A 22251-nucleotide genomic window follows, 5' to 3' on the forward strand; every position below is an offset into this window, starting at 1 on the left:
TCACATGCGGATCTCGACGGTGTCCGCGAGCTTGTCGTGCATGCCGCGCCCGTCCGGCCCGACGACGACGGCCGGCAGCACGAGGCACAGCAGGGCCGTGCGCAGCAGGATCCGGAGCAGGCCGGCCGGGCGGCCGCCGACGCGGACGACCTGGATGCGGCACACGGCCTTGCCCACCGTGGTGGCCAGCAGGGTGAGACCGATCACGTGCATCGCGGCGAACACGAGGAGGGTGGCGATCGCGTCGCCGTCGAAGGCCAGCCACGAGATGCCCAGGGCGATGAACCAGTCGAGGACGAGGGCGCCCATGCGGCGGGCCGCCGTCGCCATGGAGGCCGGACCGCGCTCCGGCAGGCCGAGCAGGTCCCCCGGCCAGCGGCCGCCGGCGCGCCCCCCGCCGGGACCGTCCACCCAGCCGGCCAGATCGCGGCGCGTGATCAGCGGCTCCGCTCGGCCGGTCGTCTCGGTGCGGTCCTGGGGGTCGGGTGCTCTGCGTGCCACCCCACCAGCGTAGTGCGCGACCACGGCACGCGCGCCGGTCTGGCGGGGCCACGCCGGGCGCGTAGTATAGAGGCGTCCGCCGTCGCAGGCGTCGCCGCCACACACAGGAAGGCCAGGAGCGAACCATGTTCACCTCCCCCCAGGAAGTCCTCACGTACATCAGGGAAGAGGGGGTCGAGTTCGTCGACGTCCGCTTCACCGACCTCCCCGGGCTGCAGCACCACTTCAACGTGCCCGCCTCGAGTGTCGACGAAGACTTCTTCGTCACCGGCCAGCTCTTCGACGGCTCCTCCATCCGGGGCTTCGCCGGCATCGCCGAGTCCGACATGCAGCTCATCCCGGACGTCGCGACGGCCTTCGTGGACCCCTTCCGGGTCCGCAAGACCCTCACGATGAACTTCTCCATCGTGAACCCCCGCACCGGCGAGCCCTACCTGCGCGACCCGCGCGGCGTGGCCCAGCGCGCGGAGGCCTACCTGAGCTCCTCCGGCATCGCCGACACGGCGTTCTTCGCCCCCGAGGCCGAGTTCTTCATCTTCGAGGACGTCCGCTACGAGTCCTCCCCCCGCGGCTCGTTCTACGCCGTGGACTCGGACGAGGCCTGGTGGAACGCCTCCCGCGAGGACGAGGGCGGCAACCTGAGCCACAAGACCGGCCTCAAGGGCGGCTACTTCCCCGTCTCCCCCACGGACAAGCAGGCCGACCTGCGCGACGAGATCTGCGCCGTCCTCGCCGAGGTCGGGCTCACCGTGGAGCGCTCGCACCACGAGGTGGGCGCGCCCGGCCAGGCCGAGATCAACTACCGCTTCAACACGCTGACCCACTCGGCGGACGACCTGCAGAAGTTCAAGTACGTCGTCAAGAACGTCGCCAACATGTTCGGCAAGTCCGCGACCTTCATGCCCAAGCCCGTCTTCGGCGACAACGGCTCCGGCATGCACTGCCACCAGTCCCTGTGGAACGGCGGCGAGCCGCTGTTCTTCGACGAGAAGGGCTACGCGAACCTCTCGGACACCGCCCGCTGGTACATCGGCGGCCTGCTGAAGCACGCCTCCGCGGTCCTGGCCTTCACCAACCCCACGGTGAACTCCTACCGCCGCCTGGTGCCGGGCTTCGAGGCCCCCGTGAACATGGTTTACTCGCAGGGCAACCGCTCGGCGGGCATCCGCATCCCGATCACCGGCTCCAACCCGAAGGCCAAGCGCATCGAGTTCCGCGCCCCGGACGCCTCGGGCAACCCGTACCTCGCGTTCGCCGCGCAGCTGATGGCCGGCCTGGACGGCATCCGCAACCGCATCGAGCCGGCCGAGCCGATCGACAAGGACCTCTACGAGCTGCCGGCGGAGGAGGCCGCCGACATCCAGAAGGCACCCGCCACCCTGGACGAGGCCCTGAACGCCCTCGAGGAGGACCACGAGTTCCTCCTGGCCGGCGACGTGTTCACCGAAGAGCTGATCGAGACCTGGATCGCGTACAAGCGCGAGATGGAGATCGCCCCGCTGGCCCTGCGCCCGAACCCCTACGAGTTCGAGCTGTACTACTCGGTCTGATCCGCCCGCCGCGGCCCCGACGACGGCCGTTCGTCTCCCACGCCGGAGGCGGGCGGCCGTCGTCGTGCCCGGCCGCGGAATAGTCCGGGGCCGGTGGGCGCTGGATCTGTGGAGACCTCCGCCCGGCCGGGCGGCCCGCAGACCAGGAGCACCATGACCGAGCACACCGCCCCCACCCCCCTGCCGCTGTCCCTGCTGGACCTCGCCCTCGTCCGCGACGGCGCCCCGATGGGCGAAGCCTTCGCCGAATCCGTGGAGCAGGCCCGCGTCGCCGAGGCCGCCGGCTTCCGGCGCGTCTGGTACGCGGAGCACCACAACATGCCCTCCATCGCCTCCTCCGCCACGGCCGTACTCATCGCGCACGTGGCCGCGCACACCGACTCGATCCGCCTCGGCTCCGGCGGCGTCATGCTGCCCAACCACTCGCCGCTGGTGATCGCCGAGCAGTTCGGCACCCTGGCCGAGCTGCACCCCGGCCGCATCGACCTGGGCCTGGGTCGCGCCCCCGGCACCGACCAGCGGACGCTGCAGGCGCTGCGCCGGGATCCGTCGGCGGCCGAGCGCTTCCCGCAGGACGTGCTCGAGCTGCAGGGCTACCTCACCGGCCAGAGCCTGATCCCCGGCATCGACGCCTACCCCGGCAAGGGCACCAACGTGCCGCTGTACATCCTCGGCTCCTCGGCGTTCGGCGCCCAGCTGGCCGCGCAGCTCGGCCTGGGCTACGCGTTCGCGAGCCACTTCGCACCGCAGATGCTCGAGCATGCGGCGCGCCTGTACCGGGAGCACTTCGAGCCCTCCGAGGCCCTCGCGGAGCCGCACTTCATCGCGGCGGCCAACGTGATCGCCGCGGACACCGAGGAGGTGGCCGAGCGGGAGTGGCAGGCCGCGCAGCGGGCGCGCATCCGGATGATGCTCGGCCGGGGCCGCACCCTCACCGACGACGAGGTCGAGATGCTGCTGCACTCCCCCGCCGGTCAGCAGGTGCTCGGGATGCTCGAGTGCACGGCCGTGGGCACCGGCCCGACGACGGCGGCGTGGCTGCACGACTTCGCGGCGCGGGTCCAGGCGGACGAGCTGATCGTGACCACGGCCGCGCAGGACCCCGCCGTGCGGCGCCGCACCCTGGAGCTGCTCGGGGAGCACGTCGTGCGCGCCTGAGCCGGCGCTCGCGACACCGGAGCACGGCCGGCCCGCCACCCCGTCGAGGTGGCGGGCCGGCGTCGTTCAGAGCCCGTAGAACCGGGTCTCGAACACCTGACGGGCCAGGCGGGTCACCCGCAGGTAGCGCTCCTCGAGCTCCCCGCCGGCCGTGCCCACCCCGCTGAGGCGGGCCACGGCCTCGAGGTCGCGCATGTTCGTGGGCAGCACGTCCGAGACCTTGCCCGTCCACAGCAGCAGGGCGGCGCGGATCCGGGTGGCCAGCAGCCACGCCTCCTCCAGCACGGCGACCTCGGCCTCGGGCAGCAGCCCGTGCCGGGCGATCGCCCGCAGGGCCGGCAGCGTGCCGGTGACCCGCAGGTCCTCGACCTCTCCCGCGTGGCGCAGCTGCAGGGACTGCACCAGCCACTCCACGTCCGAGAGCCCGCCGCGGCCGAGCTTGACGTGCCGGGAGGGGTCCGCGCCGCGGGGCAGGCGCTCGGCCTCCACACGGGCCTTGATGCGCCGGATCTCCCGCGCGTCCGCGGTGGTCAGGTCCCCGGCGTAGCGGACCCCGTCGGCCCACCGCCGGAAGTCGGTGGCGAGGTCGTCGTCGCCGGCCAGGGGCCGGGCGCGCAGCAGCGCCTGACGCTCCCACACCTCCGCCCAGCGCCCGTAGTACTCCCGGTACGAGTCCAGGGTGCGCACGAGCGGCCCCTGGCGCCCCTCGGGGCGCAGGTCGGCGTCCACCTCGAGCGGCCGCTCGCCGGGCAGCGGCGGGGTCGCGGGGCGGTGCAGCAGGGACATCAGCGTCCGCACGACCTCCTCGGCCTGCTCGCGCGCCCGCCCCTCGTCGACGCCGGGGCGTGGCCGGTGCACGAACAGGGCGTCGAGGTCCGAGCCGTAGGTGATCTCCCGGCCGCCCTGGCGGCCCATGGCCACCACGAGCACGTCGGTGAGCGGGTCGGCGTCCCCGACGACGGCGCGCGAGGCCACGCGCAGGGCGCCGACGACGGTGATCTGGTCGATGTCCGACAGGGCCCCGGTGACGGCCTCGAGGTCCAGCAGCCCCGAGATGTCCGCCAGGGCCACGCGCAGGGTCTCGCTGCGGCGCACCTGCCGCACGTGGCGGACGGCGGCCGGGGCCTCCTGCGCGGCCACGCGGCGGTCGAGCCGCGCGTCGACCTGGCGCCAGAGCTGTATGGCGCCCCGGGGGTCGAGCTCCCGGTCGTCCCCCACCCAGGCCACGGCCTCGGGCGAGTGCTCGAGCAGGTCCCCCACGAACCGGGAGCCGGACAGGACCAGGCACAGCCGCCGGGCGGCGTCCGAGGAGTCGCGGAGCATCCGCAGATACCAGGCCGTGCCGCCCAGCGACTCGGAGAGCCGGCGGAAGGCGAGCAGGCCGCCGTCGGGGTCGGCGCCCCGCGCGAACCACCCGAGCATGGCCGGCAGCAGCTGCCGCTGGACCGCGGCCCGGCGCGAGACGCCCTGCGTGAGGGCCTCGATGTGCCGCAGGGCGCCCTGCGGGTCGCGGTAGCCCAGCGCCGCCAGGCGGTCGCGGACGGCCTCCGCGGACAGCCGCACGTCCTCGGCGGACAGGGCGGCCGTCGTCGACAGCAGCGGCCGGTAGAACACGGTCTCGTGGAGACCGCGCACGGCGCGGCGCACGCGCGTGAACTCGGCCTGGAGGTCCTCGCCGGTGGCGGGGCCCCGGTCGGCGGCGCCGCGCATCGACCGGGCGACGACGCGGCGGGCCTCCTCCTTGACCGGCATCAGGTGGGTGCGCCGCAGGTGCACGAGCTGGATGCGGTGCTCGAGGGTGCGCAGCCACCGGTAGTGCTCGTCGAACGCCCGCGCGTCTCGCGTGGTGACGTAGGAGGCGGCGTGCAGCGCCCGCACCGCGTCGAGCGTGCCGCGCACCCGCAGCGACTCGTCCGCACGGCCGTGCACGAGCTGGAGCAGCTGGGCCGTGAACTCGACGTCGCGCAGACCGCCGGGCCCGAGCTTGATCTCCCGCTCGCGCTCCGCGGGGGCGAGGGTGTCCAGGACCCGGGCGCGCATGGCCCGGACGGACTCGACGAACCCGTCGCGCGCGGAGGACTCCCACACCCGGGGCCAGATTTCCGCGATGTAGCGCTCGCCGAGCTGTGGCGAGCCCGCGATCGGGCGGGCCTTGAGCAGGGCCTGGAACTCCCAGCCGTGGGCCCAGCGGCGGTAGTACTCGGCGTGGGACTCCACGGTGCGGCTCAGGGCGCCGTCCTTGCCCTCGGGACGCAGGTTGGCGTCGACTTCCCACAGTCCCGGCTCGGGGGCCGCACCCTGGATCACGCGGCCGATGCCCGCGGCCAGCTCGGCCGCGAGCGCGGCGGCGCGCGGCCCGTCCGGGACCTGGGCGTCGGGGTCCGCGCCGTCCGCGGCCTCGCGGACGGCGTGGGCGAACACGACGTCCACGTCCGAGACGTAGTTGAGCTCGCCGGCGCCGCACTTGCCCATGCCGATCACGGCGAGGTCCAGGCGGTCCACCACGGGGCCCTCCCGCTCGGTGAGGACGGCCCGTGAGACGGCGAGCGCCGCGTCCACGGCGGCGCCGGCCAGGTCCGCGAGCCAGCGGCCCACCGAGGGCATGGCCGCCGTGGGCTCGGCGGAGTCGAGGTCGCGCAGGGCGATCGCGGCCAGCTGGCGGCGGTAGGCGCGGCGCAGGGCGACGGCGGCGTCCTTGCCGGTGACGGCCGCGAGGGGGCGGTCGGCGTCCGGGTCGGCGCCCACCGAGTCCAGGAGCAGGCGGCGCAGGGCGGCGGACGCATCACCCCAGGGCTCGCCGGCGGTCGGGTCGGGCTGGGCGAGGGCGGGCGCGGTGGCGGCGGCCGCGTCCGGGTCGAGGACGAGGTCCAGGTGCTCGGGACGGCGGATGAGGAACTCGCCGAGGGCCTCGGAGGCGCCGAGCAGCCGCAGCAGGCGGGCCGTCGTCTCGGGGTCCCGGAGGGCGTGGTGGACGCGGGGCTCGCGCTCGGCCAGGCGCACCCACAGCAGCAGGGCCCGGTCGGGATCGGCGGCGTGGCCGAGGAGCTCGACGAGGGGACGCACGTCCACGCCCTCGAACTCGGGCGAGGTGAGCAGCGTCTGCACGCGGCCGGCGTCGGCGACGCCGGCGTGCGCGAGGGTGCGGCGGTCCGGGGCGTCGGCGGTCGCCGCGTCGGGCAGGGCGGACACGGCCGGCGCCTCAGAGGCCGGAGAGGTAGCGCCGCAGCTCGTACGGCGTGACCTCCACCCGGTAGTCGTCCCACTCCTGGCGCTTGTTGCGCAGCAGGGCGTCGAAGACGTGCTCGCCCAGCACGGACGCCACGAACTCGGACTCCTCGGCGGCGCGCAGGGCGTCGTGCAGGGTGCCGGGCAGGGGGACGTGGCCGAGCACGCGCCGCTCGTGGGTGGTGAGCGCGCTGACGTCCTCGGCGGCGGACTCGGGCAGCTCGTAGCCCTCCTCGATGCCCTTCAGGCCGGCGGCCAGCAGCAGCGCGTAGGCCAGGTACGGGTTGGCCGAGGCGTCGATGCCGCGGTACTCGATGCGGGCGGAGCCGGCCTTGTCCGGCTTGTACAGGGGCACGCGCACGAGCGCGGAACGGTTGTTGTGGCCCCAGGAGACGTACGAGGGCGCCTCGCCGCCGCCCCACAGGCGCTTGTAGGAGTTCACGAACTGGTGGGTGACGGCGCTGATCTCCACGGAGTGGCGCAGCAGGCCCGCGATGAACCGGCGGCCCGTCACGGAGAGCCGGAACTCGTCCGCGGGGTCGTAGAAGGCGTTGGAGTCGCCCTCGAAGAGGGAGATGTGGGTGTGCATGCCCGAGCCGGGGTGCTCGGAGAACGGCTTGGGCATGAACGTGGCGTACGTGCCCTGGGCGGCGGCGACCTCCTTGACGACGGTCCGGAACGTCATCACGTTGTCCGCCGTCGTGAGCGCGTCCGCCGCGCGCAGGTCGATCTCGATCTGGCCGGGGCCGTTCTCGTGGTGGCTGAACTCGACGGAGATGCCCATGCCCTCGAGGAGGCTGACGGCGTCGCGGCGGAAGTCGGCCGCGTCGGAGCCGGGCACGTTGTCGAAGTAGCCCGCGCGGTCCACGGGCACCGGCTCCCCGTCCGGGCCGGGCTGGTCCGACTGCAGGAGGTAGAACTCGATCTCCGGGTGGGTGAAGCACGTGAAGCCCTGGTCCGCGGCCCGGTCCAGCACGCGGCGCAGCACGTGCCGCGGGTCGGCGGGGGCGGGGCGGCCGTCCGGGGTGAGCACGTCGCAGAACATCCGGGAGCTCTGTCCCTGGTCGCCGCGCCAGGGCAGGATCTGGAAGGTCGAGGGATCGGGCTGCAGCAGCATGTCCGACTCCGAGATGCGGGTGTATCCGTCGATCGAGGAGCCGTCGAAGCCCAGGCCCTCCGTGAAGGCGTTCTCCACCTCGGCCGGAGACAGGGCCACCGACTTCAGCGTACCGATCACGTCCGTGAACCAGAGCCTGACGAACCTGACGTCCCGGTCCTCGATGGTGCGGAGCACGTAGTCCTGCTGTCGATCCATGCCGCCACTCTAGACGCGCCGCGTAGACTCCGGCCCATGTCTGCTCCCCAGTCCCCCCGGCAGCCTGACGACACCGCCCCCTACGGGCCGCCCGCCCCGTCCCGGTACCGGACGGTCCACCTGCAGCGGGCCAAGGACGAGGGCCGGCGCTTCGCGATGCTCACCACCTACGACGCGATGACGGCGGCCCTGTTCGACGAGGCCGGCGTCGAGGTGCTGCTCGTGGGCGACTCGGTGGGCAACACCGTGCTGGGCCATCCCACCACCCTGCCGGTCACCCTGGACCAGATGATCCTGTTCACCCAGGCCGTGGTACGCGGTGCCGAGCGTGCCCTCGTGGTCGCGGACCTGCCCTTCGGCTCGTACGAGGCCTCCCCGCGGCAGGCCGTCGAGTCGGCCGTGCGCCTCGTGAAGGAGTCCGGCGCGCACGCCGTCAAGGTGGAGGGCGACGAGCGCTTCGCCGAGCACGTGGCCGCGATGACGGCCGCCGGCGTCGCGGTCATGGCCCACATCGGCTTCACCCCCCAGTCCGAGCACGTGCTCGGCGGCTACCGGGTGCAGGGCCGCGGCGCGGGGGCGGCCGAGCGGATGACGGCGTCGGCCCGGGCCCTCGAGGCCGCAGGGGCGTTCGCCGTGCTGATGGAGATGGTCCCCTCGGACGTCGCCGCCGCCGTCGACGCCGCGCTGCGGGTGCCCACCGTGGGCATCGGCGCGGGCCCGGGCACCACGGGCCAGGTGCTCGTGTGGCAGGACATGCTCGGCCTGCGCGAGGAACGGGTGCCCCGGTTCGTCCGTCAGTACGCCCGCCTGCACGAGGTCGTGGGCGACGCGGTCCGGGCCTATCGCGCGGACGTGCTCGACGGCGCGTTCCCGGCCCCGGAGCACGGCTTCGAGGGCTGAACCCGCCCCGTGAGACGACCGGGCCCCCGTCCTGAGGGACGGGGGCCCGGTGTCGTTCGGCGCCGTGGTCAGGAGGCGTCGTCGACGGGGCGGCTGTCCCAGTCGTCGTCGCGCTCGTCCTCGGCGTCGGCGGCCTCGTTGTTCGCCCGCACGCGGTCCATCGCGGCCTGGGCCTCCTCACGGGTGCCGAACGGGCCCAGCAGCTGGGACCAGTCCGACTGGGCGCCCACCTCCACCTGATGCGTGTTGACGTTGTACCAGAACTCGCTCGTCTCGGTCATGGGGGCCACAGTAGCCGGGCCGATAGGCTGGAGGACATGTCCCAGCGTCAGAACCCCGCCGCCCCGTCCAGCCACAACGGGCCCCGCCCGTGCCGGCCGCGATCCCGCGCCCCGAGTACGTCGGCAAGGCCACCCCGGACGAGGGCAACGCCTCGGACGTCTACGACGCCGCCGGCGTCGAGCGGATCCGCGCCGCCGGCCGCCTGGCCGCGCAGGCCATGGAGCACACCGCCGCCCACATCCGCCCGGGCGTCACCACGGACGAGCTGGACCGGATCGCGCACGCCTTCCTCGTGGAGCGCGGCGCCTACCCGTCCTGCCTGGGCTACCGCGGCTTCCCGCGGTCCATCTGCACCTCGATCAACGAGGTCATCTGCCACGGCATCCCGGACGGCACCGTCCTGGAGGACGGGGACATCGTCAACCTGGACATCACCGCGTACCTGGACGGCGTCCACGGGGACCACAACCGCACCTACCTGGTCGGCGACGTGGACGAGGAGTCCCGGCTGCTCGTCGAGCGCACCGAGGAGGCCCTGCGCCGCGGCATCCGCGCCGTGAAGCCCGGCCGTCAGGTCAACGTGATCGGCCGCGCCATCGAGTCCTACGCCAAGCGCTTCGGCTACGGCGTGGTGCGCGACTTCATCGGCCACGGCGTGGGCGTGGACTTCCACTCCGGCCTCGTGATCCCCCACTACGACGCCGCCCCGGCCCACGACCGGCTGCTCGTGCCCGGCATGGTGTTCACCATCGAGCCGATGCTCACCCTCGGCACGATCGAGTGGGACCAGTGGGACGACGGCTGGACCGTGGTGACTCGCGACCGCCGCCGCACCGCGCAGTTCGAGCACACGATCGTGGTCACGGACGACGGCGCGGAGATTCTCACGCTGCCGTGACCCGGCACTAAGCTGGGGGCCGTGACGACGCACACCAGCACCGCCCAGCGCTCCTCCAAATACCCCACGACGATCGGCATCGACGTCGGCGGGACCGGCATGAAGGGCGGCCTGGTCCGCCTCGGGTCGGGGCCGAAGGCGGGCACCCTGCGCGGGGACCGCTTCCGCATCCCCACGCCGCAGCCGGCCATGCCCGAGCCCGTGGCGGCGACCCTGGCGGCCATCACCGCCGAGCTCGACGGGCGCGAGAAGGCGCCGCAGCCCTCCGCCCCGCTGGGCGTGTGCTTCCCCTCGATCGTCAAGGACGGGGTGTGCCTGTCCGCGAACAACATCGACCACTCGTGGATCGGCACGGACCTGCGCGGCACGTTCGAGGAGCACCTGCGCCGCCCCGTGACCGTGGTCAACGACGCCGACGCGGCCGGCCTCGCGGAGGCCCGCTACGGGGCCGGGCGGGGCGTGCGCGGCCTGGTGCACGTGATCACCCTCGGCACCGGCATCGGCGGCGCGATGATCCACGACGGCGTGCTCGTCCCGAACTTCGAGGTCGGCTCCCTGGAGCTCGACGGCGTGATGGCCGAGTCGCGGGCCTCCGCGAAGGCCCGGGAGCGCGATCAGCTCAGCTGGGCCGAGTACGCCGAGCGACTGCAGCGCTTCTTCTCCCACGTGGAGCGGATCTTCTCGCCCGACCTGTTCATCGTCGGCGGCGGCATCTCCAAGCGGCCGGACGACTACCTGCCGCTGCTGCGCCTGCGCACCCCGATCGTCCCGGCCCAGCTGCAGAACAACGCGGGCATCGTGGGCGCCGCCCTGGCCGCGCACGGCTCGCTCGCCGACGGCAACTGAGGGCGCAGACACCGAGGGCGGTTCCGGCTTCCCCTCCGGAACCGCCCTCGGCGGTCTTGCCGGGCCGACTGAGGTCGGCCCGGGGATCACTGTAGCGCCTGGAGGCCGTGCGCACCACTGCACCGTCGATCCCGGCGGCGCCGTCGCATCGGCCCGGGTCAGCGGGTGAACAGCCGCGGCTGCACGGCGGGACGGCCGCGGTCGTCCCCGTCACCGGCCCGGAGCTCCGCGATGGCCTCCTCGAAGTCGTCGAGGGACTCGAAGTCCCGGTAGACGGAGGCGAAGCGCAGGAAGGCCACCTGGTCGAGACGGCGCAGCGGATCGAGGATGGCCAGGCCGACGTCGTGGGCGTCCACCTCGGCGTTGCCCGTGGCACGGACCGTCTCCTCGACCTCCTGGGCGAGCATGGCCAGGTCGTCGCTCGTCACCGGCCGCCCCTGGCACGCCTTCCGGACGCCGTTGATCACCTTGGAGCGGTCGAACGGCTCCGCCACCCCGGAGCGCTTGACGACGGTCAGGGCGGTGGTCTCCATGGTGGTGAACCGCTTCCCGCAGGCCTGACACTGCCGACGCCGACGGATGGCGGAGCCGTCGTCGAGGGAGCGTGAATCCACCACGCGCGAGTCCTCATGACGGCAGAACGGGCAGTGCATCAGCTCTCTCCTCCTGGGCGGGGCACTCCCATGCTACGTCCGCTCAGCCGAGGCAGGCCGGACCCAGCAGGATCTTGAGGTCCCCGAACAGCGCCGGGTTCGGGCTCACCCGGAACTGCGGGCCCAGCTGGAACTCCTGCGTGGCACGCTGGCCCACCAGGGACAGCCGCACCTCCGAGGAGCCCTCGTGGGTGCGCAGCACGTCCGCCAGCTGGCCCATGACCTGCTCCGTGGCCTTGAACGCGGGCAGCGTGATCCGCACGGGGCCGCCGGGGCCGTCCGAGAGCTCCGGGATGGTCAGCTCCATCGCCGACAGGGACACCGACCCGTCGTCCCGGCGCTGCACCCTGCCCTTGACGGCGACGACGAGGTCCTCGGCCAGCATCATCGCGATGGGCGCATACACCTGGCCGAAGAACATGACGTCCATCGAGCCGCCGAGGTCCTCGATCTCGCAGCGCGCGTACGCGTTGCCCGAGGACTTGGCGATGCGGCGCTCGAGCGTGGTGATCAGGCCCGCGATGGTGACGATCGCGCCGTCGGCGGGCCCGTCGTCGTCGAGCACGCGGGTGATCTGGACGTCGGCGTGCTGGGCCAGGACGCCGTCGAGGCCCTGCAGCGGATGGTCGGACACGTACAGGCCCAGCATCTCGCGCTCGAACGCGAGCTTCTCCTTCTTCGCCCACTCCGGCAGGTCCGGGACGGCGACGCCGTCCGCGGCGTCGGAGTCGTCCTCGTCGCCGCCGCCGAGCGCGAACAGGTCGAAGGTGAACTCGCCGTGGTCCTCCTTGCGCTTCTGCGCCACGGTGGCGTCCACGGCCTCCTCGTGCACGGCCAGCAGGGCGCGGCGGGCGTAGCCGAGGGAGTCGAAGGCGCCGGCCTTGATCATGGACTCGATGGTGCGCTTGTTGCACACCACGAGCGGCGCCTTCGCCAGAAAGTCGCCGAAGCCCGTGTACGAACCCCCGTCCTCGCGCCCCTGGACCATGCCCTTGACCACGTTGGGGCCCACGTTGCGGACGGCGCCCATGCCGAAGCGGATGTCCCGGCCGACGGGGGTGAAGGTCAGGTGGGACTCGTTCACGTCCGGGGGCAGCACCGTGATGCCCATGTGGCGGCACTCGTTGAGGTACATGGCCAGCTTGTCCTTGTCGTCGCCCACCGAGGTGAGCAGCGCCGCCATGTACTCCGCCGGGTAGTGCGCCTTGAGGTAGGCCGTCCAGTAGGAGACCAGGCCGTAGGCGGCCGAGTGCGCCTTGTTGAACGCGTAGTCCGAGAAGGGCAGCAGGATGTCCCACAGGGCCTTCACCGCGGCCTCCGAGTAGCCGCGGTCCAGCATCCCCTGGTGGAACGCCTCGTACTGCTTGTCCAGCTCCGACTTCTTCTTCTTGCCCATCGCACGGCGCAGGATGTCGGCCTGGCCGAGCGAGTAGCCCGCCACCTTCTGGGCGATCGCCATGACCTGCTCCTGATACACGATCAGGCCGTAGGTGGTGTCCAGGATCTCCCGCAGCGGCTCCTCCAGCTCCGGGTGGATCGGGGTGATCTCCTGCTGCCCGTTCTTGCGCAGCGCGTAGTTGGTGTGCGAGTTCGCGCCCATGGGGCCGGGGCGGTACAGGGCGATGGTCGCCGAGATGTCCTCGAAGTTGTCCGGGCGCATCATCTTCAGCAGCGAGCGCATGGGCCCGCCGTCGAGCTGGAACACGCCGAGGGTGTCGCCGCGGGCCAGCAGCTCGTAGGCCGCCGGGTCGTCCACGTCGAGGGTCTCCAGGTCCAGGTCCACGCCCTGGTTCGCCTTCACGTTCTCGAGCGCGTCCGAGATGATCGTGAGGTTGCGCAGCCCCAGGAAGTCCATCTTGATCAGGCCCAGGGACTCCGCCATCGGGTAGTCGAACTGGGTGATGACCTGGCCGTCCTGGAGACGACGCATGATCGGGATGACGTCGATCACCGGCACCGAGGACATGATCACGCCGGCCGCGTGCACGCCCCACTGCCGCTTCAGACCCTCGAGACCCTTGGCGGTCTCGAAGACCTCCTTCGCCACCGGGTCCGTGGCGATCAGCTCGCGGAAGGGCGCGGCCTCCCCGTAGCGCGGGGCCGCGGGGTCCTCGATGTCCTTGAGCGGGATGTCCTTGGCCATCACCGCCGGCGGCAGCGCCTTGGTGAGGGACTCGCCCATCGAGAACGGCTGGTCCATCACGCGGGCCGAGTCCTTCAGGGCCTGCTTGGTCTTGATGGTGCCGTACGTGACGATCATGGTGACGCGCTCGTCGCCGTACTTGCGGGTGACGTAGTCGATCACCTCGGAGCGACGGCGGTCGTCGAAGTCGACGTCGAAGTCGGGCATGGACACGCGGTCCGGGTTGAGGAACCGCTCGAAGATCAGCCCGTGCTTGAGCGGGTCCAGGTCCGTGATGCGCAGCGCGTACGCCACCATCGATCCGGCGCCCGAGCCACGGCCCGGGCCCACCCGGATGCCGTTCTCCTTGGCCCAGTTGATGAAGTCGGCCACGACGAGGAAGTACCCGGGGAAGCCCATCGAGATGATGACGTCCAGCTCGTAGTCCGCCTGCTTGCGCACGTGGTCCGGCACGCCGTCCGGGTAGCGGTAGGCCAGACCGGAGGCGACCTCCTTGATGAGCCAGCTGGTCTCGTCCTCGCCCTCCGGCGTGGGGAAGACCGGCATGTAGTTGGCCTTCGTGTCGAACTCGACCTCGCACCGCTCGGCGATGAGCAGCGTGTTGTCGCAGGCCTCGGGCAGCTCCGCGAAGAGCTCGCGCATCTGCCGCGGGGACTTCAGGTAGTACTCGGTGCCGGAGAACGCGAAGCGGGAGCCGCCCTGGTCGTAGCTGGGCTCGTTGAGCTTCGAGCCCGACTGCAGGGCCAGCAGCGCCTCGTGCGCCTTGGCGTCGTGCTCGTGGGTGTAGTGCAGGTCGTTCGTGGCCACGAACGGCAGGCCCAGGTCCTTGGCGAGCCGGCGCAGGTCCGTCATCACCCGGCGCTCGATGTCGAGGCCGTGGTGCATGATCTCGCAGTAGTAGTTGTCCTTGCCGAAGATGTCCCGGAAGTCCGAGGCCGCCTGCATCGCCTCCCGGTACTGGCCCAGGCGCAGGCGCGTCTGCACCTCGCCGGAGGGGCAGCCCGTGGTGGCGATCAGGCCCTTCGAGTACTGGCTCAGCAGCTCCCGGTCCAGCCGCGGCCACTTGGCGTACACCGAGTCCAGCGAGGCGATCGAGCCCATCCGGAACAGGTTGTGCATCCCCTCGGTGGTCTCGCTCAGCAGCGTCATGTGCGTGTACGCACCGCCGCCGGACACGTCGTCCCCCCGCTGGTGGGGCTCGCCCCAGCGGGTCTTCTCCTTATCCGTGCGGTGCTGCTGCCCGGGGGCCACGTAGGCCTCGAGCCCGATGATCGGCTTGACGCCCGCCGCCTTCGCCTTGGACCAGAAGTCGTAGGCGCCGAAGAGGTAGCCGTGGTCCGTGATGGCCAGCGAGTCCATGCCCAGCCGCTGGGCCTCGGCGAACAGGTCGTCCAGCTTCGCGGCGCCGTCGAGCATGGAGTACTCGGTGTGCGTGTGCAGGTGGACGAAGCCGCCGTCCTTCACGGCGTCGGGGCGGGCGTCGGCGGACACGGTCATGCGGGGTGGGCCTTTCGACGGGGAGGACGGCAGGGCCGCACCAGCCTACTCGTGGTGCCCGGGCGGCGGGGCCGGACCGGGACGGGGGTCACATCGACGGTGCAGGCTCAGTCCTCGTCGCCGCGCAGCGCCGCCAGGGCGTGGGCGAGGTCGTCCGGATACGGGGAGGTGATCGTCACCGGCTCCCCCGTGACCGGGTGCGGGAACGCCAGGCGGTGGGCGTGCAGCCACTGGCGGGTCAGCCCGAGCTCGGCCGCCAGGCGCGGATCCGCCCCGTACGTGAGGTCGCCGACGCACGGGTGGCGCAGCGCCGAGGTGTGCACGCGGATCTGGTGGGTGCGCCCGGTCTCCAGGTGGACCTCGAGCAGGGTGGCCCGGCCGAACACCTCGAGCGTCTCGTAGTGGGTCACGGACGGCCGGCCGTCCTCGAGCACCGCGAACTTCCAGTGGTGGCCGGGATGCCGCCCGATGGGCGCGTCCACGGTGCCGCTCAGCGGGTCCGGGATGCCCTGGACCACGGCGTGGTAGACCTTCTCCGGCACGCGCTCGCGGAACTGGTCCTTCATGGCCGTGTAGGCGCGCTCGGTCTTGGCCACGACCATGACCCCGGTGGTGCCGACGTCGAGCCGGTGCACGATCCCCTGGCGCTCAGGGGCGCCCGAGGTGGTGATGTCGTAGCCGAGGGCGGCCAGGGCGCCCACCACGGTGGGCCCGACCCAGCCCGGCGAGGGGTGCGCGGCCACGCCGGTGGGCTTGTCCACGGCCACCAGGTCCTCGTCCTCGTACAGGATGCTCAGCGCGTCCACGCGCTCTGCCCTCACTTCCAGGGGGTCGGGGTCGTCGGGGACGTCGACGGCGAGGGTCTCCCCCGCCACGGCCTTCGCGGACTTGGCCAGGACACGGTCCCGGCGGCCGGAGCGCGACTCGGCCCGCACCAGGCCCCGGGAGAACCAGTCCGCCAGCAGCGAGCGGGAGACGCCGAACGCGTCGGCGAGCACCGCGTCGACCCTCCGGCCCGCCTCGGCCTCGGTGACCTCGAGCCGCTCGGTCAGTCCCGGTCTCATGCCCATGTCCTCACGCCTCCCGTGTGCCGTCCAGGCGGCGGCCGGTCATCACGAGCAGGGCGACGCCGATGACGGAGCAGACGATGAACGAGTCCGCCACGTTGAAGATCGCGAAGTGCGGCACGGAGATCATGTCGACCACGTGGCCGCGCCCGAACGCCGGGGGCCGGAACAGCCGGTCCGTGAGGTTGCCGAGCACGCCGCCGGCGAGCCCGCCCAGCGCCAGGGCCCACGGCGTCGAGCGCACGCGGGCGATCCCGACGAGGGCGGCGACCGCCACCACGGCTTGGATGATGGTGAACACCCAGGTGTGGTCCTCGCCGATGGAGAAGGCCGCGCCCGGGTTCAGGATGTAGTGCCAGCGCAGCACCCCGGGGATCACCGCGACGGAGTCCCCCAGCTGCATCGTGCTCTCGACCGCGTACTTGGTCAGCTGGTCGAGGGCGTAGGCCAGCACCGCCACGATGAGGGCGGTGAGCACGGCTCGCCGGCCCGCGCGAGGGGATCGCGGGGCCGGCGCGGCGTCGACGGCTCGGCTCACGCCGTGGGCGTGGGGGGCTCGACGCGCTTCTGGGCGCGGATCTCGCGCAGCTGGCCCTCGATGTAGGAGGTGAGGCGGCTGCGGTAGTCGGTCTCGAAGCTGCGCAGCTGTTCGACCTCGCCCTCCAGGCCGGCCTTCTCCTCGGCCAGGGCTTCGAGGGTGCGGGCCTTCTGCTCCTCGGCGTCGCTGACGAGCCGGGCCGCGGTGGCCTCGGCCTCGGCGACGAGCTCGGTGCTGCGCTGCTCGCCCGCGGCGACGTGCTCGTCGTGCAGCCGCTGGGCCATGGCCAGGACGCCGGCGGCGGAGGTCGCGGCCGCGTCGGCGGACTCGGGGGCGGCGGCCGGGGCCGACTCCTCGGCGGAGGCCGGGGTCGCGGCGGCCTCCGGGGTGTCCGCAGCGGGGCCGGCGGCCGGGGCGGCGCCGCCGGCGCGCAGCTCCGCGTTCTCGGACTCGAGCTGCTCGTTGAGGGCGATCAGGCGCTTGAACTCCGCCACGATCTCGTCGAGGAAGTCATCCACCTCGGTCTGGTCGTAGCCCTCGCGGAACTTCGTGGGCTGGAACTGCTTGTTGACCACGTCTTCCCAGGACAGCGCCATGGAACCGTCTCGCTCTCTGCTCGGTGCTCGGGGACGGCCGGGCGGCCCGGCGCGTCGGCGGTCGGCGCGCCGGTGAGGGGCGGCGCCGATCCTGCCGCGAAGACTACCACCGGGGCCGACAGCCGCCCCGGGCCGCGGGTCAGGCCACGCCGGCCAGGCTCAGCACCAGGACCCGCAGCAGGACGACGCCGAGGAACACGATGAGGAAGGCCACGTCCAGGCCGATGCCGCCCAGGTTCACCGGCGGCACGGCACGACGCACGGGGCGCAGCAACGGGTCGGTGGCCCCGTACACGCCGCTGGCCAGCACGAGGGCCGCCCCGGTGGGGCGCCAGTGGCGGGCGAACGACTGCGTGACGTCCAGGACGATCCGCACGGTCAGCGCCGCGAGCACCACCGTCAGGGCGAGGTAGGCGAGGGCGAGGAGCAGCTGCATGGGCGCCTCAGTCGCCGTCGAACGGGGAGTCGGCCGCGCCGGACTCGCCCTGCTCGGCGCCGACGACGTCCACGGTGGCCGGGGTCAGCAGGAACACCTTGCTGGTGATGCGGGAGATCGAGCCGTGCAGGCCGAAGACGAGGCCGGCCGCGAAGTCCACGAGGCGCTTGGCCTCGTTCTCACCGAGGTCGGTCACGTTCATGATCACGGGGACGCCGGAGCGGAAGGCCTCGCCGATCGCCTTCGCGTCGTTGTAGGAGCGGGGGTGGACGGTGGACAGGGTGTGCACGGAGGCTCCTTCGGCAGACGACGCTGCGGCTCGCTTGATGGGGGTCACCGGGGCCCGGTAGCCCGGGTCGGCCGGCTCGGGACGCGCCGGACGCCGGGGTTCGACGGGATCGGCCGCGGTGGAGCCGGACGGGGTCACGGGCTCCGGCCGATCGGCCGGCTCGGGATCGCGGACCGCAGCGGGGCGGACGGCCTCCATGTGGGGGTCGGTGTTCGGCTCCGCGGGGCGGCGCGCCTCGACGACCTCGTGTCGGGGCGCGGTCTCCCGCTCGGTGGCACGGGGCTGCTCGTCGTACTCGTCGCCGTCGGCCAGGCCGAGGTAGATCATCGTCTTCTTCAGGGCACCAGCCATGAGTCTTCCTTCACCACGTCCTCCGGCCCCGGGGGCCGCCGTCGTTCGTCGTCGGTGCGCGTGCGTCCGCACGGTCCTGTCGCGTCCCGCCGGGACGCGCGGGGTCAACGTTAGCCCACCGCGTCCCGGGCCCCCAGAACGTCGGAGCCGATGCGCACCTGTGTCGCCCCGGCGCGCACGGCCGCCTCGAGGTCCGCGCTCATCCCCATGGACAGGGCGGTGGCCTCCGGATGCGTCTGCCGCACGCGCGCGCCGAGAGCGGCGAGGCTGCGGAACGCGTGCTCCGGGTCCAGGCCGCGCGGTGCCACGCACATCAGCCCGCCCAGCCGCAGGCCCGGCAGGCCGGCGACGACGGCCGCGAGGGCGGGGACGTCCTCGGGGCGGGCGCCGCCGCGCGGGCCGATCCCCTCGGGACGGTCCTCGTCGGCGCGGTCGTCGACATCCACCTGCACGAGGCACTCCAGGTCGGGGATCGCGGCCTCGGGCTCGCGCTCGCGCCGCAGCACGAGCGCCCGCGAGAGCGCCTCGGCCAGTTCGGGTCGGTCCACCGACTCCACCACGGACGCGTAGCGCACCACGTACTTGGCCTTGTTGGTCTGCAGCTGGCCCACGAAGTGCCAGCGCGGGGCGTCCGCCCCCAGGGCCGCGGCGACGGCCTCGGCCTTGGGCCGGGCCTCCTGGTCGCGGTTCTCCCCCACGTCGGTCACGCCGAGCGCGGCGAGGCGCACGACGTCCTCGGCGGGGTGGGTCTTGGTCACGACGACGAGCGCGGGCTCCGCCTCGCGCCCGGCGTCCCGCGCGGCGTCGGCGATGCGGGAGTGCACCGCGGCGAGCGCGTCGGCGATCTCCCGGGCGCGGGGGTCCGTCGGGGTCGGCCCGGCGGTGGCGGGGGCGGTCATGCGTCTCCTCTCGGGGTGGTGGCGTCGGGGTCGGCGCGCCAGACGAGGCCGGCGAACCGGCCCTCACCGGGCGCCCGACGGTGTGAGAACAGGCGCTCGTCCTCCCGCGTGCACACGTCGATCGTCGCGGTGGCCACCCCGCGGGCACGGAGGACCTCCGCGGCGCCGGCGGGCAGGTCGAGGGCGGGGGTGCCCCAGGACGTGGTGGCGGCGGTCGCCGGGAGGCGGGCGGCGGCGTCGTCGCGCATGGCCGCGGGCACCTCGTAGCAGCGGCCGCACACGCCGGGGCCGATCCAGGCGCGCAGGCCGGGACCGGTCCGGTCGGCCTCCGGACGCAGGGAGAGCAGCCGATCGACGGTCGCCTCCAGGACGCCGTCCAGCAGCCCGCGTCGCCCGGCGTGGGCCACGGCGGTCGCGCCGGTCGTCTCGTCGACGAGGACCACGGGGAGGCAGTCGGCCACCATGACGGCCAGCGGCCGGGACCCGTCGCGGCTCACGGCGGCGTCGGCCACGGGGGCCGGGGCACCGCCGCGCCCGGGCCCGTCCGCCCACACGACGTCGGCCGAGTGCACCTGGTCCAGATAGAGCGTGGCGCCCTCGGGGACCCCCATCACGCGCTCCAGGGCGCGGCGGGCGGCGCTGACGCGGGCGAGCCCCTCGGCCTCGTCCGGCGGGACCACGTGCAGCGCGAGGTTGCCGGCGGCCACGGAGGTCCAGGCGACGTGCACGGCGCCCGTCGCGGTGCGGACGGTCTCGCGGTGCACGAAGGGGCCGGCGGGGACCCGTGTGGTCCCGGCCGGCCCCTCCGCGGCCGTCACTTGAGGAAGTCCGGGACGTCCAGGTCCGAGGACCCGGCGCCGAGGTCCGGCTCCACCACGGTGGGCAGGTCCTGCTGGCGGCGCGGCTGCTGCTCCTGCGGGGCCAGCGGCACGGTGCCGCGCACGGCGGGGCGCTCGGCCTGCTGCGGCTGGGCCGGGGCGGCGGGCTGAGGCTGGGCGGGGACGGGCTGTGGCTGCGCGGGGGCGGCTGTGGCTGCGCGGGGGCCGCGGCCCGCTGCGGGGCCGCCTGCTGCTGCGCGGCCTGCGGGGCGGCCGGGGCGGAGGTGACGTCCACCTTGTCGAAGCCCGCGGCGATCACGGTCACGCGCACCTCGTCGCCGAGGGCGTCGTCGATGACCGCGCCGAAGATGATGTTGGCCTCCGGGTGGGCGACCTCCTGGACCAGGCGCGCGGCCTCGTTGATCTCGAAGAGGCCGAGGTCGGAGCCGCCCTGGATGGAGAGCAGCACGCCGTACGCGCCGTCGATGGAGGCCTCGAGCAGCGGCGAGGCGATCGCCAGCTCGGCCGCCTTGACGGCGCGGTCCTCGCCCTGCGCGTGGCCGATGCCCATGAGCGCGGAGCCCGCGCCCTGCATCACGGACTTCACGTCCGCGAAGTCGAGGTTGATCAGGCCCGGGGTGGTGATCAGGTCGGTGATGCCCTGGACGCCGGAGAGGAGCACCTGGTCCGCCTGACGGAAGGCGTCCATGACCGAGACGTTGCGGTCCGAGATGGACAGCAGGCGGTCGTTCGGGATCACGATGAGGGTGTCGACCTCGTCCCGCAGGGCGTCGATGCCCGCCTCGGCGGAGCCGGCGCGACGGCGGCCCTCGAACGTGAACGGACGGGTCACGACGCCGATGGTCAGGGCGCCGAGCGAGCGCGCGATGCGGGCCACGACGGGCGCTCCGCCGGTGCCGGTGCCGCCGCCCTCGCCCGCGGTCACGAACACCATGTCCGCGCCCCGCAGGACCTCCTCGATCTCCTCCGCGTGGTCCTCGGCGGCCTGGCGGCCGACCTCGGGGTTCGCGCCCGCGCCGAGTCCACGGGTGAGCTCGCGGCCCACGTCCAGCTTCACGTCCGCGTCCGACATCAGCAGCGCCTGGGCGTCCGTGTTGATGGCGATGAACTCCACGCCGCGGAGCCCCACCTCGATCATGCGGTTCACGGCGTTCACGCCGCCGCCGCCGATGCCGACGACCTTGATGACGGCCAGGTAGTTCTGGGGTGCAGCCACGGTGTTGGTTCCCTTTGTTCGAGATCTCGAGAGGTCAGCGCGAGGCACATCGCCCCGGTGATCGGCGGCCACCCGGGGTGGACACCTTCAAGCACAGCGTGAAGCGAGCCTCGCGCGCGTTCGGGTCCACCGTACTGGGAGGCCCGCGTCACGTGCAAAAGAAAACGGCGTTTCCACGCGGAAAAGACGGCCTCAACATCAACTTTCACGTGAGACTCGAAGGACCAGCAGCCGCGGTGAGGACCCCCCGACTCGCACGAGGTCCCGCGCCCCGACCTTCACCTTCACGTTCTACTGGAGACTCCTGTGGCCCCGGTTCAGCGCGTGATCGGCCGCGTGGGCACGGAGACGTCGATCTCGGCGACGCCGCCCGCCGCGGATCCGTGCCGCTCGTCCGCCAGGAACGCCTCGGCCACGGACCCCTTGAGACCGGCGTCCTGCGCGTCGCCCCAGACCAGGGTCACCCCGCCCTCAAGCGCCAGACGGACCTGGCCCGGGCCCCGGGAGTCGGCCGTCTCGACACGATCCGCTACGGACTCCGGCAGGGCGGCCAGCACCTCGGCCACCTCGGCGCGCTCCTCCTGCGCCCGCTGCGGCAGCTCCTCCGAGAACGCGGGGAGGTCCTCGCCCTCGAGCCGTTCCTCCGGCACTCCCGTCAGGACGGTGCCGTCCGCGAGCAGCAGCTGCACGCCGTCGTCGCCGTCCCGCCGGGCCCGCGCCTCGTGCTCCCGGACCGCGACCTCCAGGCCGGTGGGCAGGCGGGGCACGGTCTGGACCTCGGCCACTCCGGGCAGACCACCGACCAGCTCGCCCACACGGCCGGCGCCGACGCGGGACAGCGGCACGCCGTACACGGGCTCCAGGCGCTCCTGGACGTCGGTGGCGGAGACATGGCGGGTGCCGGTGACCTCGACGCGGTCCACCGCGAGCACGGGCGAGAAGAACACGACCCAGCCCAGGACGGTCAGCACCGCGAGCACCGCGGCCGCCACACCCCAGCGCGTGGCGCGGCGCCGGCGCGCGGTGCGGCCCGGGAATCGGACCACGGTGGA

The 22251-nt window shown here is 73.2% G+C and carries 19 protein-coding genes and 1 pseudogene; 5 read left to right on the forward strand and 15 right to left on the reverse strand.

The window, feature by feature from the left end:
- Entirely contained in the window at positions 1-501 is a 501-nt protein-coding gene (locus tag CITRIK5_RS05360; protein WP_095694672.1) for an RDD family protein, read from the reverse strand.
- Between the two features lie 125 nt (positions 502-626).
- On the opposite strand from CITRIK5_RS05360, the gene glnA (CITRIK5_RS05365) reads away from it, so the two are divergent.
- Complete coding sequence (gene glnA / locus CITRIK5_RS05365; RefSeq protein ID WP_095694673.1) at positions 627-2051, forward strand: type I glutamate--ammonia ligase; 1425 nt, start codon at positions 627-629, stop codon at positions 2049-2051.
- 153 nt (positions 2052-2204) lie between these two features.
- The gene (locus tag CITRIK5_RS05370) at positions 2205-3209 is read left to right on the forward strand and encodes an LLM class flavin-dependent oxidoreductase (protein WP_095694674.1); all 1005 of its coding nucleotides are present in this window, start codon (positions 2205-2207) and stop codon (positions 3207-3209) included.
- 66 nt (positions 3210-3275) lie between these two features.
- Here CITRIK5_RS05370 and CITRIK5_RS05375 read toward each other — a convergent pair whose 3' ends face one another.
- Positions 3276-6398 (reverse strand): bifunctional [glutamine synthetase] adenylyltransferase/[glutamine synthetase]-adenylyl-L-tyrosine phosphorylase, encoded by a 3123-nt coding sequence (locus CITRIK5_RS05375; RefSeq protein ID WP_159833207.1) that lies wholly within the window; start codon positions 6396-6398, stop codon positions 3276-3278.
- Positions 6399-6408: 10 nt separating this feature from the next.
- Positions 6409-7749: a type I glutamate--ammonia ligase gene (gene glnA, locus CITRIK5_RS05380; RefSeq protein WP_159833209.1), complete on the reverse strand. Its 1341-nt coding sequence runs from the start codon at positions 7747-7749 to the stop codon at positions 6409-6411.
- Between the two features lie 36 nt (positions 7750-7785).
- On the opposite strand from glnA (CITRIK5_RS05380), the gene panB reads away from it, so the two are divergent.
- Positions 7786-8649: a 3-methyl-2-oxobutanoate hydroxymethyltransferase gene (gene panB, locus CITRIK5_RS05385; protein WP_159833211.1), complete on the forward strand. Its 864-nt coding sequence runs from the start codon at positions 7786-7788 to the stop codon at positions 8647-8649.
- Between the two features lie 68 nt (positions 8650-8717).
- Here the strand turns inward: panB and CITRIK5_RS05390 are convergent, their stop codons facing one another.
- Positions 8718-8930, reverse strand: coding sequence for an SPOR domain-containing protein (locus CITRIK5_RS05390; protein ID WP_010078516.1), 213 nt, complete (start codon positions 8928-8930; stop codon positions 8718-8720).
- 89 nt (positions 8931-9019) lie between these two features.
- Between CITRIK5_RS05390 and map the strand changes: the two genes are divergently transcribed.
- Together map and ppgK are read left to right on the forward strand one after the other, a co-directional pair.
- Positions 9020-9829, forward strand: a complete 810-nt coding sequence (gene map / locus CITRIK5_RS05395) for a type I methionyl aminopeptidase (protein WP_159833213.1) — start codon at positions 9020-9022, stop codon at positions 9827-9829.
- Positions 9830-9850: 21 nt separating this feature from the next.
- Positions 9851-10675 carry a polyphosphate--glucose phosphotransferase gene (gene ppgK / locus CITRIK5_RS05400; protein WP_159833215.1) on the forward strand — a complete coding sequence of 275 codons (825 nt, stop codon included), beginning with the start codon at positions 9851-9853 and terminating at the stop codon, positions 10673-10675.
- A 158-nt stretch (positions 10676-10833) separates the two neighbouring features.
- Here the strand turns inward: ppgK and nrdR are convergent, their stop codons facing one another.
- The 11 genes and pseudogenes from nrdR to CITRIK5_RS05455 form a co-directional block, all read right to left on the reverse strand.
- Complete coding sequence (nrdR, locus tag CITRIK5_RS05405; RefSeq protein ID WP_002855838.1) at positions 10834-11328, reverse strand: transcriptional regulator NrdR; 495 nt, start codon at positions 11326-11328, stop codon at positions 10834-10836.
- 43 nt (positions 11329-11371) lie between these two features.
- On the reverse strand, positions 11372-14968 hold the full coding sequence (gene dnaE / locus CITRIK5_RS05410; protein WP_159833217.1) for a DNA polymerase III subunit alpha: 3597 nt from the start codon (positions 14966-14968) through the stop codon (positions 11372-11374).
- 107 nt (positions 14969-15075) lie between these two features.
- Positions 15076-16038 carry an RluA family pseudouridine synthase gene (locus tag CITRIK5_RS05415; protein ID WP_078025836.1) on the reverse strand — a complete coding sequence of 321 codons (963 nt, stop codon included), beginning with the start codon at positions 16036-16038 and terminating at the stop codon, positions 15076-15078.
- A gap of 4 nt (positions 16039-16042) precedes the next feature.
- A complete protein-coding gene (gene lspA, locus CITRIK5_RS05420) occupies positions 16043-16513 on the reverse strand; it encodes a signal peptidase II (RefSeq protein WP_036314214.1) in 471 nt (156 codons plus the stop codon).
- Positions 16514-16569: 56 nt separating this feature from the next.
- Positions 16570-17169, reverse strand: coding sequence for a DivIVA domain-containing protein (locus tag CITRIK5_RS05425; RefSeq protein WP_036314182.1), 600 nt, complete (start codon positions 17167-17169; stop codon positions 16570-16572).
- 139 nt (positions 17170-17308) lie between these two features.
- Positions 17309-17605, reverse strand: a complete 297-nt coding sequence (locus tag CITRIK5_RS05430; RefSeq protein WP_049146938.1) for a YggT family protein — start codon at positions 17603-17605, stop codon at positions 17309-17311.
- 7 nt (positions 17606-17612) lie between these two features.
- On the reverse strand, positions 17613-18245 hold the full coding sequence (sepF, locus tag CITRIK5_RS05435) for a cell division protein SepF (RefSeq protein ID WP_095694681.1): 633 nt from the start codon (positions 18243-18245) through the stop codon (positions 17613-17615).
- Positions 18246-18355: 110 nt separating this feature from the next.
- The gene (locus CITRIK5_RS05440) at positions 18356-19144 is read right to left on the reverse strand and encodes a YggS family pyridoxal phosphate-dependent enzyme (protein ID WP_095694682.1); all 789 of its coding nucleotides are present in this window, start codon (positions 19142-19144) and stop codon (positions 18356-18358) included.
- Positions 19141-19962, reverse strand: a complete 822-nt coding sequence (locus CITRIK5_RS05445) for a polyphenol oxidase family protein (protein WP_095694683.1) — start codon at positions 19960-19962, stop codon at positions 19141-19143. Before CITRIK5_RS05445 ends, CITRIK5_RS05440 begins: the two co-directional genes overlap by 4 nt.
- Positions 19959-21199, reverse strand: a pseudogene (ftsZ, locus tag CITRIK5_RS05450) (cell division protein FtsZ). Before ftsZ ends, CITRIK5_RS05445 begins: the two are co-directional and overlap by 4 nt.
- Positions 21200-21516: 317 nt before the next feature.
- Entirely contained in the window at positions 21517-22245 is a 729-nt protein-coding gene (locus CITRIK5_RS05455) for a cell division protein FtsQ/DivIB (protein WP_179288578.1), read from the reverse strand.
- Between the last annotated feature and the right edge of the window lie 6 nt (positions 22246-22251).

Source organism: Micrococcus sp. 116 (assembly GCF_902506395.1).
GTDB lineage: Bacteria > Actinomycetota > Actinomycetes > Actinomycetales > Micrococcaceae > Micrococcus > Micrococcus luteus.

Excerpts from the sequence above, each read along its gene's own strand:
- glnA (WP_095694673.1), top strand. The coding sequence starts at position 627 with ATGTTCACCTCCCCCCAGGAAGTCCTCACGTACATCAGGGAAGAGGGG.
- CITRIK5_RS05370 (WP_095694674.1), top strand. The coding sequence starts at position 2,205 with ATGACCGAGCACACCGCCCCCACCCCCCTGCCGCTGTCCCTGCTGGAC.
- glnA (WP_159833209.1), bottom strand. The coding sequence starts at position 7,749 with ATGGATCGACAGCAGGACTACGTGCTCCGCACCATCGAGGACCGGGAC.
- panB (WP_159833211.1), top strand. The coding sequence starts at position 7,786 with ATGTCTGCTCCCCAGTCCCCCCGGCAGCCTGACGACACCGCCCCCTAC.
- CITRIK5_RS05390 (WP_010078516.1), bottom strand. The coding sequence starts at position 8,930 with ATGACCGAGACGAGCGAGTTCTGGTACAACGTCAACACGCATCAGGTG.
- nrdR (WP_002855838.1), bottom strand. The coding sequence starts at position 11,328 with ATGCACTGCCCGTTCTGCCGTCATGAGGACTCGCGCGTGGTGGATTCA.
- dnaE (WP_159833217.1), bottom strand. The coding sequence starts at position 14,968 with ATGACCGTGTCCGCCGACGCCCGCCCCGACGCCGTGAAGGACGGCGGC.
- CITRIK5_RS05415 (WP_078025836.1), bottom strand. The coding sequence starts at position 16,038 with ATGGGCATGAGACCGGGACTGACCGAGCGGCTCGAGGTCACCGAGGCC.
- CITRIK5_RS05425 (WP_036314182.1), bottom strand. The coding sequence starts at position 17,169 with ATGGCGCTGTCCTGGGAAGACGTGGTCAACAAGCAGTTCCAGCCCACG.
- CITRIK5_RS05430 (WP_049146938.1), bottom strand. The coding sequence starts at position 17,605 with ATGCAGCTGCTCCTCGCCCTCGCCTACCTCGCCCTGACGGTGGTGCTC.
- sepF (WP_095694681.1), bottom strand. The coding sequence starts at position 18,245 with ATGGCTGGTGCCCTGAAGAAGACGATGATCTACCTCGGCCTGGCCGAC.
- CITRIK5_RS05440 (WP_095694682.1), bottom strand. The coding sequence starts at position 19,144 with ATGACCGCCCCCGCCACCGCCGGGCCGACCCCGACGGACCCCCGCGCC.